Source organism: Pseudomonas sp. DF5, from assembly GCF_058148225.1.
In genome coordinates this window covers 112,653-128,227 of sequence record NZ_JBYVYM010000020.1, presented here as the reverse complement: position 1 = coordinate 128,227, position 15,575 = coordinate 112,653, and the positions used below count along the sequence as shown (strand labels likewise).

Here is a 15,575-nt window from a genome sequence, read left to right as displayed (position 1 = left end):
AATCTGCCGTCAACCCCTGATTTCAGCTTTATTCGGATTTGAGCGTAATACGCGCAAATGCCTTCTTCCCAGCCTGGCAAACGTGGGTCGCGCCCAGCGCGTATATAAAGGTGCGATCGACAACTTCACCATCTATACGCACACCACCGGAACCTAAAAGATCACGTGCCACGGCAGAGTTCTTCACCAGGCCCGCCTTATTAAGGACAGCAGCGATCGGCATATCTTCGGCAGCGATCAATTCGATCTCTGGCAAATCATCCGGCAGCTCGCCGTCTTTCATACGGTTGCCCGCCGCACGGTGAGCATTGGCCGCTGCCTCTTCACCATGGAAACGCGCAACGATCTCTTCGGCCAACTTAATCTTGATGTCACGCGGATTCGCACCCGCCTCGACGTCAGCCCGCAAAGCATCGATCTCTTCCATGGAGCGGAAGCTGAGCAGTTCGAAGTAGCGCCACATCAGCACATCAGGAATAGAGACCAGCTTACCGTACATGACACCCGGCGCCTCCTGGATACCGACATAATTGCCCAACGATTTGGACATCTTCTTCACGCCATCCAGCCCTTCAAGCAACGGCATGGTCAGAATGCATTGAGCCTCTTGCCCATAACTACGCTGCAGCTCACGCCCCATCAGCAGGTTGAATTTCTGATCGGTACCACCCAGCTCGACATCCGCGCGCAGAGCGACCGAGTCGTAACCCTGAACCAGCGGATAGAGGAACTCGTGAATGGCGATTGGCTGATTGGTCGTGTAGCGCTTGTCGAAATCGTCGCGCTCGAGCATGCGAGCCACGGTGTATTGCGAAGTCAGGCGAATAAAATCAGCCGGCCCCATCTGATCCATCCAGGTGGAGTTGAAGGCCACTTCGGTTTTGGCCGGATCAAGAATCTTGAAAACCTGAGTTTTGTAGGTCTCGGCATTCTCGAGAACCTGTTCACGGGTGAGCGGTGGACGTGTCGCGCTCTTGCCACTCGGATCACCGATCATCCCGGTGAAGTCACCTATAAGGAAGATCACCTGATGACCCAGATCCTGGAACTGGCGCAGCTTATTAATAAGCACGGTGTGCCCCAAGTGCAAATCCGGCGCGGTCGGATCGAAGCCAGCCTTTATACGCAGCGGCTGGCCACGCTTGAGCTTTTCGATCAGCTCCGACTCGACCAACAGTTCTTCTGCACCACGTTTAATCAGCGCTAGCTGCTCTTCAACCGACTTCATAACAGACCCGCAAGGCTCAGATTCAAAGGGGACCAACCATACAAGATCGGGCGTCAAATACAAGTTTTGCCCGGCACGCGGGCGCCAATCCACGGACAGAGTGTCCGCAGACTTGCTTCAAAGATGATTTGGTTATATTTTATACAGTTATTTCGTCTTCATCATGTCATTCATCTTTTCCAATTCATTTTTTCAAAGTCAAAATTACTTATGACCAAAGAACCGTCTAAAGCGCCACCGCTTTACCCGAAGACCCACCTGCTGGCCGCGAGTGGTATCGCCGCCCTTCTGAGCCTGGCGCTTCTGGTATTTCCTTCCAGTGATGTTGAAGCAAAAAAGACGACCCTGAGTCTTGAACTGGAAAGCCCTGCAGAACAACTGACACAAGAACAAGACGCCGCCGACGTCGTCCAAGCCACAAATGAGCCGGCAGCCTCCCCTTTCGCGCAGATCGAAAACAGTACTGAAGACACCCAGGAAACCGCCCAGGCCGCGCCTGCGCCAGTCGTCGAAGAAAAGAAGGCGCCAGGCCACAGGGAAGTGATCGTTGCCAAAGGCGACACTCTCTCGACATTGTTTGAGAAAGTTGGCCTTCCGGCCACTTCGGTGCATGAAGTGCTGGCCAGCGACAAGCAGGCCAAGCAGTTTAGCCAGCTCAAACATGGCCAGAAGCTCGAGTTCGAACTCGGCCCGAACGGCCAACTGACCAATTTGCACAGCAAAGTCAGCGACACGGAAAGCATCAGCCTGACCAAGAACGATAAGGGTTATACATTCAACCGCATTACCGCCAAGCCCACTGTTCGCACCGCCTACGTACATGGCGTGATCAACAGTTCGCTGTCGCAATCCGCAGCCCGTGCCGGTTTGTCCCATAGCCTGACCATGGATATGGCCAGCGTGTTTGGCTATGACGTCGACTTCGCCCAGGATATTCGCCAGGGTGACGAGTTCGATGTGATCTATGAACAGAAAGTCGTCAACGGTAAAGCCGTCGGTAACGGGCCCATTCTTTCCGCACGCTTCACCAACCGCGGCAAGACTTACACCGCTGTGCGCTACACCAACAAACAAGGCAACAGCAGCTACTACACGGCTGACGGCAACAGCATGCGCAAGGCGTTCATCCGTACTCCGGTAGACTTCGCCCGCATCAGCTCGAAATTCTCCATGGGCCGCAAGCACCCGATCCTGAACAAGATCCGCGCCCACAAGGGTGTCGATTACGCAGCACCGCGCGGCACACCGATCAAGGCTGCCGGCGACGGCCAGGTATTGCTGGCCGGCCGCCGCGGCGGTTACGGCAATACCGTGATTATCCAGCACGGCAGTACTTACCGTACGCTGTACGGCCACATGCAGGGCTTCGCCAAAGGCATCAAGACTGGTGGCAGCGTCAAGCAAGGTCAGGTAATCGGCTACATCGGCACCACCGGCCTCTCCACCGGCCCGCATCTGCACTACGAGTTCCAGGTCAACGGCGTGCACGTCGATCCTCTGGGGCAGAAGGTAGCGATGGCCGATCCGATCTCCAAAGCTGAACGCTCACGCTTCCTTGCGCAAAGCCAACCGCTGATGGCGCGCATGGACCAAGAGAAAGCCACCCTGTTGGCTTCGAGCAAACGCTAAGCCATGGCGCTCTATATAGGTGTGATGTCCGGGACCAGCCTTGATGGCCTGGACATTGCGCTGATCGAGCAAGCCCCGGCGATCAAGCTGATCGCCACGCATTACATCCCCATGCCCGAATCCCTGCGCGCCGAGCTGCTTGGCTTGTGCGCCAGCGGTCCGGACGAGATTGCCCGCTCCGCCATTGCCCAGCAAAACTGGGTGAAACTGGCCGCACAGGGCATTCACACCCTCCTCGACCAACAAAACCTCAAGCCCGTCGACATTCGCGCAATAGGCAGCCACGGCCAGACCATTCGCCACGAACCGGCACGCGGGTTCACGGTGCAGATCGGCAACCCTGCGCTTCTCACCGAGCTGACCGGCATCACCGTAGTCAGCGATTTCCGCAGCCGCGACGTAGCCGCTGGCGGACAAGGCGCCCCATTGGTTCCAGCCTTTCACGAGGCCTTGTTTGAACAGCAGCCCGGTAACCGCGCGGTGCTGAATGTCGGCGGGTTCAGTAACCTCAGCCTGATCGAACCCGGAAAGCCTGTCGCGGGTTTTGACTGCGGCCCGGGGAACGTCCTGCTGGATGCCTGGATTCACCGGCAACGCGGCGACAATTTCGATCGCGATGGCCAATGGGCCGCCAGTGGCAAGGTTGAGCCGGATCTGTTGAATGAGCTACTCAGTGATCCATTCTTTGTGACTCAAGGCCCGAAGAGCACTGGCCGCGAAGTGTTCAATCTGCCATGGCTGATGCAGCATCTGTCACAGCTGCCAACCTTCGCAGCCGAAAACGTACAAGCCACACTGCTTGAGCTGACCGCCCTGACCATCGTCGAGTCATTGCAAAGCGCTCAATCGGATACCCGGGAGCTGCTTGTCTGCGGCGGTGGTGCGCACAACGCCACGTTGATGAAGCGGCTGGCCAGCCTGTTGCCGAATGCGAAAGTCAGCAGCACCGCCGCTTATGGTGTGGACCCGGACTGGGTTGAAGCCATGGCCTTTGCCTGGCTGGCTCATTGCTGTCTGGAAGGCATCGCAACCAACCGCCCAAGCGTCACCGGTGCCCGCGGCCTGCGCATTCTCGGCGCCATCTACCCCGCCTGAACCTTAACCCCAGACAGCAAAACGCCGCAGAGTCCTGAGACCCTGCGGCGCTTGTTGATGCGGTGAGGTGCGATCAGATCGAGAACGAAGAGCCGCAGCCACACGTGGTGGTAGCGTTCGGGTTCTTGATCACGAAACGCGAACCTTCCAGACCCTCCTGGTAATCCACCTCGGCACCTGCCAGGTACTGGAAGCTCATCGGATCGACCACCAGGCTGACGCCTTCGCGTTCGACGATGGTGTCGTCATCGGCCACTTCTTCATCGAAGGTGAAGCCGTACTGAAACCCTGAACAACCGCCGCCCGTAACGAATACGCGCAGCTTCAAGCGATCATTCCCCTCTTCATCGACCAGGCTCTTCACCTTGTGCGCAGCACCGTGGGTGAATTGCAAAGCCGTGGGGGTGAAGGATTCGACGCTCATGCTGACTATCTCCCGGCGTTACGCCGCCATATTGCGTGATGACGCGCATTATCCGCTTCTCCCAGAAAATCGGTCAACTATTGTTACGGTATATCAATCAACCCAATTGTCAGACCAAAATGCAAAAAGGCCCGTTCGACGGGCCTTTTTACTGAGCGGGATACAGCCTTACGGCAGCATGCCCGCGTGGGAAAGACCCAGGCGCTCATCCAGGCCGAAAAGGATATTCAGGTTCTGCACCGCCTGACCCGACGCGCCTTTGACCAGATTGTCGATGACCGACAACACCACCACCAGATCACCATCCTGCGGACGATGCACGGCGATACGGCAAACGTTGGCACCGCGCACACTACGGGTTTCCGGATGGCTGCCGGCTGGCATCACGTCGACGAACGGTTCGTTGGCATAACGCTTTTCGAACAGGGCTTGCAGATCCACCGAGCGGTCCACGACGGTCGCGTAGAGCGTCGAGTGAATACCGCGAATCATCGGCGTCAGGTGTGGAACGAAGGTCAGACCAACGTCCTTGCCCGCTGCACGACGCAGACCCTGACGGATTTCAGGCAAGTGACGGTGACCTTTTACGGCATAGGCCTTCATGCTTTCCGACGTCTCGGAGTACAGCGAACCTACAGAAGCGCCACGACCCGCACCGCTGACACCGGATTTGCAATCAGCGATCAAACGCGTCGTATCGGCCAGACCGGCTTCAAGCAACGGCAGGAAACCCAATTGCGTGGCCGTCGGATAGCAACCCGGCACAGCGATCAGGCGCGCCTGCTTGATCTGCTCGCGATTGACTTCCGGCAAGCCGTAGACCGCCTCCTCCAGCAGTTCTGGCGCGCCGTGCGGCTGGCCGTACCACTTGGCCCACTCATCGGCGTCTTGCAAACGGAAATCTGCCGACAGGTCGATGACCTTGGTCCCGGCAGCCAGCAATTCACCCGCCAGGGCATGGGCGACACCGTGCGGCGTGGCGAAGAACACCACGTCACAAGCCCCGAGGGTCTTGATGTCCGGAACGCTGAACGCCAGGCCGTCGTAATGGCCTCGCAGGTTCGGGTACATGTCGGCCACGGCCAGGCCGGCCTCGGATCGGGAAGTGATCACCACCACTTCTGCCTGCGGATGCTGTGCCAACAGACGCAGCAGTTCGACACCGGTGTAACCCGTGCCGCCGACGATACCGACCTTGACCATAAACCTGCCCTCAACGAACCCACTGGAAAGCCGTCGATAATAGGGGCCGCGCGGCCCTGCGACAACCGTCAAGGTGACGTGCGGGCGCTCTACCCCCTACTATCTTCACTACCGTGAACCTGGGAATAACCAAAAATGCTTTATCTGTGGCTCAAAGCGCTTCATATCATCAGCATGGTCTGCTGGTTTGCCGGCCTGTTTTACCTGCCGCGCCTGTTCGTCTATCACGCGCAAAGTGAAGACACCGTCAGCAAGGAGCGCTTCAGCACCATGGAGCGCAAGCTGTACCGGGGCATCATGGGGCCTGCGATGATCGCCACGCTGGTGTTCGGCATCTGGCTGATCAGCCTCAACCCGAGCGCCTATTTCAGCCAGGGTGCATGGATGCATGCCAAATTGACCCTGGTGGTGATCCTGATCGGCTACCACCACATGTGCGGCGCACAGGTAAAACGTTTTGCCCGTGGCGAAAACACCCGCAGCCATGTCTTTTATCGCTGGTTCAATGAAGTGCCGGTTCTGATATTGCTGGCTATCGTAATTCTGGTCGTTGTCCGGCCGTTTTAAGTCCAACAGGCACACTCACTCGGGGTACTTCCAATGTCGCTGCCCGCTCTGCTCGAACAACGCTTGCGTCTGCCCGTGGTGGCGGCGCCGATGTTCCTGATTTCCAATCCCGAGCTCGTGCTCGCCTGCTGCCGTAATGGCGTGGTGGGCAGTTTCCCTGCGCTGAACCAGCGTGAGAGCAGCGGCTTCAAAGCCTGGCTGGAAGAAATCGAAGCAGGGTTGGCGACACTGGAAAACCCCGCCCCTTACGCGGTGAACCTGATCGTCCACCACAGCAATCCGCGATTGCAGGCGGACCTGGCGATCTGCATCGAACACAAAGTACCGATCGTGATCACCAGCCTCGGCGCCGTGAAGGAAGTGGTCGATGCGGTGCATAGCTACGGTGGCCTGGTGTTTCACGACGTGACGACCCGTCGCCATGCAGAAAAAGCCGCCGAAGCCGGCGTCGACGGTTTGATTGCGGTTGCCGCGGGGGCCGGTGGTCACGCCGGGACTTGGAGCCCGTTCTCGCTTATCGCCGAGATCCGCCAGTTTTTCGACAAGACCCTGCTGCTAGCCGGCTGCCTGAACCATGGCCACGAGATTCTTGCCGCACAATTGCTCGGTGCGGATTTGGCCTACTTTGGAACGCGATTTATCGGCACCACGGAAAGTCATGCGCCTGACGCCTACAAAGAGATGCTCCTGACTGCCAGAGCTGCAGACATCGTCCATACTCCAGCGGTGTCGGGTGTACCGGCAAGCTTCATGCGTCAGAGCCTGGAGGCTGCAGGTTTCGACATGGCGGCGCTGCAAAGCAAGGGCGAGGTGGACTTCGGCTCCAAGCTCAAACCCTTGAACGATGAAGCCAAAGCTTGGAAAACCGTGTGGTCTGCGGGTCAGGGTGTCGGAGAAATCGACGATCTGCCGAGTGTCGATCAACTGGTCGAACGTCTCGGCACCGAATACCGCAAGGCGCTGGAACTGGCGGCAACGCTACCCAAGCGCTGGCCGCGCTGACAGGAAAGTTTGGCCAGCCCAACCCGGCCGGTCTTACACTCCCTTGCAACACTTTCCATTACAACTATCGCGACAAGGATGCCTCGGCCATGAGCGAAAACCGTTTCAAGATCGTCTTCGAGGGTGCTTTGCTGCCCGGTGTTGATGCCACCACCGCCAAGCTCAATCTCGCCGAGCTGTTCAAAAGCGATGTCGCAGCTATTGAACGCCTGTTCAGTGGCCGGACGGTTGCCCTCAAACGCGACCTGTCACATGCCGATGCGCAAACTTATCTTCAGGCGCTGACGAAAACCGGCATCGATGCCCGAATTGAAGCCGAACCCTCGATCGAGCTGAACCTGTCCGACGTTCACACCAGCCCATCGCCATCGGCAGAGCCTGAGTCCCCCTACGCTCCACCGCGCGCCACCGTCGGCGAACCGCTGCCGGAGTTCGCCACACTCAAGGCATTCAGTTTCAGTGGCCGCATCGGCCGACTGCGCTTTCTGGCCTGGACAATGGCTCTGACGCTGGTGACGTTGGGCATTGGCTCGGTGCTGGCCATTTTCGGCTTCGGCCTCATCAGCACCAACTCGACTGCCGGCCTGATTGTCGCGGGTCTGCTGGCCGTTATTCTGATCGTGATACTCGCGTTCATCAGCATTCAGTTCAGTGTGCAGCGCCTGCACGATATCGGCTGGTCTGGCTGGCTCTGGCTGTTGAACCTTGTGCCGTTCGTGGGGGGCGCTTTCCCGTTCGTGATAATGATCGTACCGGGTAACAACACTGCCAATCGATATGGCGCACCGCCGCCGCCCAACAGCAACGCAGTCAGGGTACTGGCTTCATTGTGGCTGGTGTTTATTGCGATCATGTTCGTTGGCGGGCTGACCGGAGGTCTCACGGCAATTCAGGATGAGTATGAAAGCGCCACTGATGGTGCCTATCAAAGCAGCTCTTTGACCACCGATGAAGTCGAAGCCGCGCCCGTCGAAGTCGACTCGGCAGCAGATTCAACCGACGATGCAGCCGAAGCGGCCCAGCCCCCTGTAGACTCTGCAAAAGAATGAACAGCGCTCCCCGCCCGTGACACCTGCGTCGCTGGCGCGGAGCTGTTGCGATGGAGAACTGCATGACCCGTTACGCTCTGATCACTGGCGCTTCCAGCGGCATCGGCCTGGCGATGGCTGAAGCGCTGGCCCGGCGCGGCCGCAGCCTGTTACTGGTGGCCCGACAGCGTGATCAGCTGGAAAGTATTGCGATTGAACTGACTCAACGTTTCGGCGTGGAAGTGTTGTTTCGTGCCTGTGACCTGGGAGAACCGTTGCGCCTGTCCGGTTTTCTACTGGAGCTGGAGGAAGGTGAGCGGCAAATCGATCTGCTGGTCAATTGCGCCGGCATCGGTACCTGTGGCCCATTCCTGGCCCAGGACTGGATGACCGAGCAGGATCTGATCGAAGTGAACATCCTGGCCCTCACTCGCTTGTGTCATGCCATCGGTAACAGCATGGCCTTGCAGGGGGGCGGGCAGATTCTGAACGTCGCCTCGGTTGCGGCGTTCCATCCCGGTCCATGGATGAGCACTTATTACGCCAGCAAGGCTTATGTGCTGAATTTTTCCGAAGGCTTGCGCGTCGAACTGAAAAAATGCGCGGTCAAGGTGTCGGTGCTCTGCCCCGGCCCGACCCGCACGGCGTTTTTCCGCACCGCGCAACTGAACACCGACAAGCTGGGCGCGAGCAAACTGCTGATGAGCCCAGAGGAAGTCGCGCTCTATACCGTGCGCGCCCTGGAGAAGAATCGCGCCATTATCATCCCCGGTCGCCTGAATCGCTGGTTCGCCTTCCTGCCACGGCTCGGCTCGCGCTGGCTGACCCGGACAATCGCGGGAATGGTCAACAAGGCGTATTGCCCACGCTGACCAGCCTTCAAGGTAAAAAACTGGGCTCAGGCAGAGCCCATGCGTACACTCAAGCCAGCCAAACAACGGAGAAAACAGCTGTGGATACTCTGTTCACCAAGATCATCAACCGGGAAATCCCGGCGAAGATCATTTACGAGGACGACCAGGTACTGGCCTTCCACGACATCGCGCCACAGGCCCCCGTGCATTTCCTGGTGGTCCCGAAGAAACCGGTGCGCACCCTCAACGACCTCACAGAGGACGATAAGGCGCTGGCCGGGCATATTCTGTTCACCGCGCAGCGTCTGGCTCTGGAACTGGGCTGTGAAGAAGGTTTCCGGGTGGTCATGAACTGCAATGAATTGGGCGGGCAGACCGTTTATCACATTCATATGCACGTGCTGGGTCAGCGCCAGATGCACTGGCCGCCGGGCTGATTGCAAGCAGTACCGGTTTATGTGGCGAGGGCGCTTGCTCCCGCTGGGTTGCAGAGCAGCCCCAAATCCACGCATCGAGTTTTTCCAGACAGAATCGATGAGCTGAATTTACGACCGCTTCGCGGTCGAGCGGGAGCAAGCTCCCTCGCCACAGATGACCCAGCGCAAACCCTCCCCGGCCGATTGGGTTAAACTGGCCGCCGAGATTCTTCCCGGAGGTCAGCATGACTACCCAACGTCACTACTCGCCAATTGACCGTCTTCTGCTGCAAGCCGATGCCGCGATGCGTACTTTGCTGCCCTTCAGCGGTCAGCCCTACCGTCCGTCGCCTGCCATCGTGCAGCCGGATGCGCAAATGAACGACGAGGACACCCGGCACGTCGCCGGTTTGATGCGCATCAACCATACCGGCGAAGTCTGTGCCCAGGCGCTGTATCAAGGTCAAGCCCTGACCGCCAAGTTGCCGCAAGTGCGCGCCGCCATGGAACATGCCGCCGAAGAAGAAATCGATCATCTGGTCTGGTGCGAACAGCGCATCCACCAGTTGGGCAGCCACACCAGCATTCTCAATCCGCTGTTCTACGGAATGTCGTTCGGGATTGGCGCGGTGGCCGGGTTGATCAGCGACAAAGTCAGCCTGGGTTTCGTTGCCGCCACCGAGCATCAGGTTTGCAAACACCTGAACGAACACCTTGAACAACTGCCCGCCGAGGACGAAAAATCCCGGGCGATCCTTGAGCAGATGCGCATTGATGAAGAACATCATGCCGAAAGTGCGCTGGATGCTGGAGGGTTTCGTTTTCCTGCGCCGGTGAAGTTCGGGATGAGTCTGCTGGCCAAGGTGATGACCAAGAGCACTTATCGGATCTGACGGTTGCGTTGTTTGATCGGGACTCTTCGCGGACAACAGCAATGAAAAAGGCGACTACCTTGCGGTAGTCGCCTTTTTTTGTACTCGGAACTCTCAGCTCGGCATGTTGCGCGCGTAGAAGATTTCAAGCATTTCGTGTTTTACACGCTCAGTCACCTGGGCACGCTGCTCAGAGGACAGGTTGCTGGTGGCGTCGCCGAACAGGTAGTTATCCAGTTCGAAGTTCTTCAACAGCATTTTGGTGTGGAACAGGTTTTCCTGATACACGTTCACGTCGGTCATCTGGTACCCGTCGCGAGTGTCTTCGGAGAGGTAGTTCTGGATCGAGTTGATCTCGTGGTCGATGAAGTGCTTCTTGCCTTCAACGTCACGGGTGAAGCCGCGTACGCGGTAATCCACAGTCACGATATCCGAATCGAACTGGTGAATCAGAAAGTTGAGAGCCTTGAGCGGTGAAATGACGCCACAGGTCGACACGTCGATGTCCACTCGGAACGTCGCGATACCGTCCACCGGATGGATTTCCGGGTAGGTATGCACCGTGATGTGGCTCTTGTCGAGGTGGGCCAGGATGATTTCGGGCAACGGGCCCGGAGACTCTTCAATCTGACTGTCGGTTGGGGTCACCGGCTCTTCAGAGATCAGAATCGTGACGCTGGCGCCCTGGGGTTCATAGTCCTGACTGGCGATGTTCAGGATATTGGCACCAATGATATCGACAACTTCCGTGAGGATCTGCGTCAGGCGCTTGGCGTTGTACTCTTTATTGATGTACTCGACGTAAGCCTGTTGGTCTTGCGGGGTTTCCGCGTAGCAGATGTCATAGATGTTGAAGCTCAAGGTCTTTGTCAGGTTATTGAACCCGTGGAGCTTGAGTTTGCTTTTCACCGTTAAAAACTCTCTATGTATTGCGGGCTGGCCGCGTGATCAAGCATGCCCGTCAGATGCGAACGACGCACCTGCGTAGGACGGTTAACACCTCTTCGCGATGGCGATTTTGGTTGTCTGTTCAGGCAAGCGACCTGTCGGCTGACCGATCACTGCCCTGAAAAAAGTGGCGCATTATGCAGATGTCAGCTATGGATCACCAGAGTCTGCACCGCTTTTATGATAGTTGAATGTCGATTCAACCGAGCTCGATAATCTCGTAGTCGTGAGTAATCGCCACGCCAGCCGCGCCGAGCATGATCGAGGCCGAGCAATACTTCTCCGCCGACAGCTCGATGGCACGCTTGACCTGGGCTTCTTTCAGCCCGCGACCCTTGACCACAAAGTGCATATGGATCTTGGTGAACACCTTCGGATCTTCGGTCGCACGCTCGGCTTCGAGGAAGGCTTCGCAGCTTTCGACGGCCTGACGCGACTTCTTGAGGATGCTGACTACATCGAAATTGCTGCAACCGCCAACACCCAGCAGGAGCATTTCCATCGGCCGGACACCCAGGTTGCGACCGCCGGCATCTGGCGGACCGTCCATGACCACGACATGACCGCTGCCGGATTCACCGAGGAACATGGCTTCGCCTGCCCATTGGATGCGTGCCTTCATCGCCAAGACTCCACTGTATAAAAAAGGGTCGCCAGCTTAGCACAGGGCCCTTGATTGGCAGCGCTTCACCTTCCTAGGACATAACCGTATGCATCGTAGGTAAATTCTCGGATCTTGAAGGAATGCGTCTGTTAAGCTGGCGTCAATTCACTGGCGCGCAGCCAGCTTTTTAACGAATAAAGGATCGCAGGCTTCGCCAGCGCCTAAAAAAACAAACACACCGTGCAGTCTTTTCGGGATACAACCATGGTTGCTATTACCCCCACACCCAAAATCAAGAACCTCGACAAGCTGTTGATGCACTGCCAGCGCCGTCGCTATGCCGCCAAGAGCAACATCATTTGCGCCGGCGACCGCTCGGACATGCTGTTCTTCATCATCAAAGGTTCGGTGACCATCCTGATCGAGGATGATGACGGCCGTGAAATGATCATTGCCTATCTCAACTCCGGCGACTTCTTCGGCGAACTGGGTCTGTTTGAACAAGCCGGGCTGGAACAGGAACGCAGCGCCTGGGTTCGCGCCAAAGTCGAATGCGAAGTCGCAGAAATCAGCTACGCGAAATTCCGCGAGCTGTCCCAACAGGATCCAGACATTCTTTACGTGCTCAGCGGACAAATCGCACAACGCCTGCGCAATACCACACGTAAGGTCGGCGACCTGGCATTCTTCGACGTGACCGGCCGTGTTGCGCGCTGCCTGTTGGAGTTGTGCAAGCAGCCAGACGCCATGACCCACCCGGATGGCATGCAAATCAAGGTGACCCGTCAGGAGATCGGCCGGATTGTCGGTTGTTCCCGTGAGATGGTCGGCCGCGTGCTAAAGGATCTGGAAGAGCGCAACCTGGTCGATGTCAAAGGCAAGACCATGGTGGTCTTCGGCACGCGCTAAGCTCTGAAAGTTGAAGCCTGGAGAACTTAAGCTTCGAACACTTAAGCCTCGAATACTTAAGCACCGAACACTTCTGCCAACACTTGGCGATACAAGCCATCGAGCCGTGCCAGCGCATCAGGAGCGGCAAACTTTTCATGCAGGGCGATATGGCTTTCCGCATGAACCCGCTGCTCCAGACCGCAGGCTTCGTTGAAACGATTGACCGCCGCGACCATCGACTCTCGTTCGTTATCGATCAGCATCGCCCCGTGCACCAAGCCGACCGGACGCTGACCGCCCTTGCTCTGCCGCCAGCGCTGAGCGGTACCGACCATCTTGCGACCATCGAGGTTGACGTTGAAACGGCCGTCGCAGAACGCGCCCTCAATTTCGCCCAAGGACGACACGCCGCCCAACTCGTCAAGCAACTGGCAAATCGGGTCGCAGAGGCGGCGATAGGCGGTTTCGATCCGATTCTGGTCACCCTCGCTGCGCGGTGGTGCGTAGACCAGTGCGATGTTGAGGGTCGATGCCGATTGCGGCACCGGCTCGCCGCCGGTTTCGCGCAGCAGTACTGGCCAACCGGCAACGGCTGACATCTCGCACGCGGCCTCAAACCCCGGCAAGCGACTCAAGCGACGCGGCATGACCAACGCCCGGTCTGTGGGTCGCCAGAACAGCAAGCCGAACTCCGAATCACCGGTGCACACATGGGCCAAAAGGTCCTGTTCGGCGAGCAGGCCGGCTTCGATGGTCAGAGAAATAGGTGAGGTCATAAGGGATCCGTAAGACCGGAAGTCTGTGGTGCGTCTTATGCCGTCTTCGCGAGCAAACTCGCTCCCACATTTGATCAGTGCTGTCTGAGTAAACGCGGACTAATGTGGGAGCGGGCTTGCTCGCGAAGGAAGCGACTCGATTTGCAATCAGTCGAGCGTCGAACCGCTCACTGAAACACCACGCTCGGGAAAGAACAGGCGCTGCAGTTCGGTACCCGGGCTTTCGGCGCGCATGAATGCTTCACCGACCAGGAACGCATACACGTCGCTGATTTCCATCAGTTCGACATCGGCGCGGTTAAGAATACCGCTTTCGGTGACCACCAGACGATCGCGCGGAATACGCGGCAACAGATCGAGGGTGGTTTCCAGGCTGACCTCGAAGGTGTGCAGATTGCGGTTGTTCACGCCCACCAACGGCGTGTCGAGGGTTTTCAAGGCCCGCTCCAGCTCGTCGCCATCGTGGACTTCCACCAGCACATCGAGGCCGACACTTTTGGCCACGGCTGCCAGCTCGGCCATTTTCACGTCATCCAGTGCGGAGACGATCAACAGCACGCAATCAGCACCCAGGGCGCGGGACTCGATGATCTGGTACGGATCGATCATGAAATCCTTGCGGATCACCGGCAGTTTGCATGCCGCCCGAGCCTGTTGCAGATAAGCGTCCGCGCCTTGGAAGTAATCGATATCGGTAAGCACCGACAGGCAAGTAGCCCCGCCCTTCTCGTAACTCCTGGCAATGTCCGCAGGCACGAAGTTCTCGCGGATCACGCCCTTGCTTGGCGAAGCTTTCTTGATTTCAGCAATCACCGCCGGCTGTTTCTTCTTGGCCTGATCGATCAATGCCTTGGCGAAACCACGGGGTGCATCGGCCGCCTTGGCCAGGTTTTCCAGCTCTGCCAAGCTCACACGAGCGCTACGCTCGGCGACTTCCTGGACTTTGCGGGCCAGAATTTTTTCCAGAACCGTCGGTACACTCATCCCTCATTCTCCACTTTGAATACCGCGGTAAATGCACCCAACTCCTCAAGTTTTTCCCGAGCGAGGCCTGTGTGCAGCGCATCGTGCGCCAGGGCAACGCCTTCTTTCAAACTGCTGGCATGGTCGGCGGCGTACAGCGCGGCGCCGGCATTGAGCACGATCATCTCGGCGGCTTTCTGACCGTTCTCGGTCTTGCGCTTGCCCAAGGCATCGCGAATCAGCTCAAGGGAAGCCGTCGGGCTTTCCACTGCCAGACCGTGCAGGCTCTGACTCTTCATCCCCAGATCCTCGGGTTCGACCCAATACTCGGTGATCTGGTCGTTCTTCAATTCCGCGACATAGGTGGGTGCCGCCAGGCTGAACTCGTCCAGGCCATCCTTGGAGTGCACCACCAGCACGTGTTTACTGCCCAGGCGCTGCAAGACTTCGGCCAATGGCCGGCACAATGCCTGACTGAACACACCCACCACCTGATGTTTCACGCCGGCCGGATTCGTAAGCGGGCCGAGCATGTTGAACAAGGTGCGCAAGCCCAGCTCGCGGCGCGGGCCGGCGGCGTGCTTCATGGCACTGTGATGGGTCTGGGCAAACATGAAACCGATGCCGACGTTGTCGATGCAACGTGCAACCTGAACCGGGGTCAGGTTCAGGTAGATACCCGCTGCTTCCAGCAAATCGGCGCTGCCGCTTTTGCCCGACACTGCACGGTTACCGTGCTTGGCCACGGTGCAACCGGCCGCTGCGACCACGAATGAGGAAGCAGTCGAGACGTTGAAGATATTGGCCCCGTCGCCGCCGGTGCCGACCACATCGACCACGCCGTCGAGGGTGTTGAGTTCGACCTTGTCCGCCAACTCGCGCATCGCCGTCACGGCGCCGACGATCTCGTCGATGCTTTCGCTCTTCATGCGCATGGCCATCATGAACGCGCCGATCTGCGCATCCGTGCATTGCCCGGTCATGATTTCGCGCATGACATCACGCATTTCATCGGTACTGAGGTCGAGGTGCCCGACGATACGGCTCAGGGCTGTCTTGATATCCATGGAAAGTC

The 15,575-nt window shown here is 58.0% G+C and carries 17 protein-coding genes; 9 read left to right on the top strand and 8 right to left on the bottom strand.

The features are described from left to right. Positions 1-28: 28 nt before the first annotated feature. Entirely contained in the window at positions 29-1,228 is a 1,200-nt protein-coding gene (tyrS, locus tag AC30D7_RS19135) for a tyrosine--tRNA ligase (RefSeq protein WP_490135110.1), read from the bottom strand. Between the two features lie 210 nt (positions 1,229-1,438). On the opposite strand from tyrS, the gene AC30D7_RS19130 reads away from it, so the two are divergent. Continuing rightward, positions 1,439-2,857: a peptidoglycan DD-metalloendopeptidase family protein gene (locus tag AC30D7_RS19130; RefSeq protein WP_490135109.1), complete on the top strand. Its 1,419-nt coding sequence runs from the start codon at positions 1,439-1,441 to the stop codon at positions 2,855-2,857. Between the two features lie 3 nt (positions 2,858-2,860). Then, positions 2,861-3,952 carry an anhydro-N-acetylmuramic acid kinase gene (locus AC30D7_RS19125; protein ID WP_490135108.1) on the top strand — a complete coding sequence of 364 codons (1,092 nt, stop codon included), beginning with the start codon at positions 2,861-2,863 and terminating at the stop codon, positions 3,950-3,952. A gap of 73 nt (positions 3,953-4,025) precedes the next feature. On the opposite strand, the gene erpA is transcribed toward AC30D7_RS19125, so the two are convergent. Next, entirely contained in the window at positions 4,026-4,376 is a 351-nt protein-coding gene (gene erpA / locus AC30D7_RS19120; RefSeq protein WP_007906865.1) for an iron-sulfur cluster insertion protein ErpA, read from the bottom strand. 168 nt (positions 4,377-4,544) lie between these two features. Continuing rightward, the gene (gene argC / locus AC30D7_RS19115) at positions 4,545-5,579 is read right to left on the bottom strand and encodes an N-acetyl-gamma-glutamyl-phosphate reductase (protein WP_007941665.1); all 1,035 of its coding nucleotides are present in this window, start codon (positions 5,577-5,579) and stop codon (positions 4,545-4,547) included. Positions 5,580-5,714: 135 nt separating this feature from the next. On the opposite strand from argC, the gene hemJ reads away from it, so the two are divergent. The 6 genes from hemJ to coq7 all read left to right on the top strand — a co-directional run bounded on the left by hemJ (position 5,715) and on the right by coq7 (position 10,339). Beyond that, positions 5,715-6,146, top strand: coding sequence for a protoporphyrinogen oxidase HemJ (hemJ, locus tag AC30D7_RS19110; RefSeq protein WP_320393145.1), 432 nt, complete (start codon positions 5,715-5,717; stop codon positions 6,144-6,146). A 33-nt stretch (positions 6,147-6,179) separates the two neighbouring features. After that, on the top strand, positions 6,180-7,148 hold the full coding sequence (locus AC30D7_RS19105; protein WP_490135107.1) for an NAD(P)H-dependent flavin oxidoreductase: 969 nt from the start codon (positions 6,180-6,182) through the stop codon (positions 7,146-7,148). 89 nt (positions 7,149-7,237) lie between these two features. Next, positions 7,238-8,197, top strand: a complete 960-nt coding sequence (locus tag AC30D7_RS19100) for a DUF805 domain-containing protein (protein WP_490135106.1) — start codon at positions 7,238-7,240, stop codon at positions 8,195-8,197. 62 nt (positions 8,198-8,259) lie between these two features. Continuing rightward, positions 8,260-9,048: an SDR family NAD(P)-dependent oxidoreductase gene (locus AC30D7_RS19095; protein ID WP_490135105.1), complete on the top strand. Its 789-nt coding sequence runs from the start codon at positions 8,260-8,262 to the stop codon at positions 9,046-9,048. 80 nt (positions 9,049-9,128) lie between these two features. Further along, a complete protein-coding gene (locus tag AC30D7_RS19090) occupies positions 9,129-9,467 on the top strand; it encodes a histidine triad nucleotide-binding protein (RefSeq protein ID WP_007906873.1) in 339 nt (112 codons plus the stop codon). Between the two features lie 224 nt (positions 9,468-9,691). Then, positions 9,692-10,339 carry a 2-polyprenyl-3-methyl-6-methoxy-1,4-benzoquinone monooxygenase gene (gene coq7, locus AC30D7_RS19085; protein WP_018928875.1) on the top strand — a complete coding sequence of 216 codons (648 nt, stop codon included), beginning with the start codon at positions 9,692-9,694 and terminating at the stop codon, positions 10,337-10,339. A gap of 93 nt (positions 10,340-10,432) precedes the next feature. Here the strand turns inward: coq7 and speD are convergent, their stop codons facing one another. Then, positions 10,433-11,227: an adenosylmethionine decarboxylase gene (speD, locus tag AC30D7_RS19080; RefSeq protein WP_490135104.1), complete on the bottom strand. Its 795-nt coding sequence runs from the start codon at positions 11,225-11,227 to the stop codon at positions 10,433-10,435. A gap of 238 nt (positions 11,228-11,465) precedes the next feature. Beyond that, positions 11,466-11,888: an OsmC family protein gene (locus AC30D7_RS19075; protein WP_007941657.1), complete on the bottom strand. Its 423-nt coding sequence runs from the start codon at positions 11,886-11,888 to the stop codon at positions 11,466-11,468. Positions 11,889-12,134: 246 nt separating this feature from the next. Between AC30D7_RS19075 and crp the strand changes: the two genes are divergently transcribed. After that, complete coding sequence (gene crp, locus AC30D7_RS19070) at positions 12,135-12,779, top strand: cAMP-activated global transcriptional regulator CRP (RefSeq protein ID WP_490135103.1); 645 nt, start codon at positions 12,135-12,137, stop codon at positions 12,777-12,779. Between the two features lie 56 nt (positions 12,780-12,835). Here the strand turns inward: crp and AC30D7_RS19065 are convergent, their stop codons facing one another. The 3 genes from AC30D7_RS19065 to trpD all read right to left on the bottom strand — a co-directional run bounded on the left by AC30D7_RS19065 (position 12,836) and on the right by trpD (position 15,567). Further along, complete coding sequence (locus AC30D7_RS19065) at positions 12,836-13,537, bottom strand: lipoate--protein ligase family protein (protein WP_490135102.1); 702 nt, start codon at positions 13,535-13,537, stop codon at positions 12,836-12,838. Between the two features lie 147 nt (positions 13,538-13,684). Beyond that, complete coding sequence (gene trpC, locus AC30D7_RS19060; RefSeq protein ID WP_490135101.1) at positions 13,685-14,521, bottom strand: indole-3-glycerol phosphate synthase TrpC; 837 nt, start codon at positions 14,519-14,521, stop codon at positions 13,685-13,687. Continuing rightward, positions 14,518-15,567 carry an anthranilate phosphoribosyltransferase gene (trpD, locus tag AC30D7_RS19055; protein ID WP_490135100.1) on the bottom strand — a complete coding sequence of 350 codons (1,050 nt, stop codon included), beginning with the start codon at positions 15,565-15,567 and terminating at the stop codon, positions 14,518-14,520. The genes trpC and trpD overlap by 4 nt, the downstream gene beginning before the upstream one ends. Between the last annotated feature and the right edge of the window lie 8 nt (positions 15,568-15,575).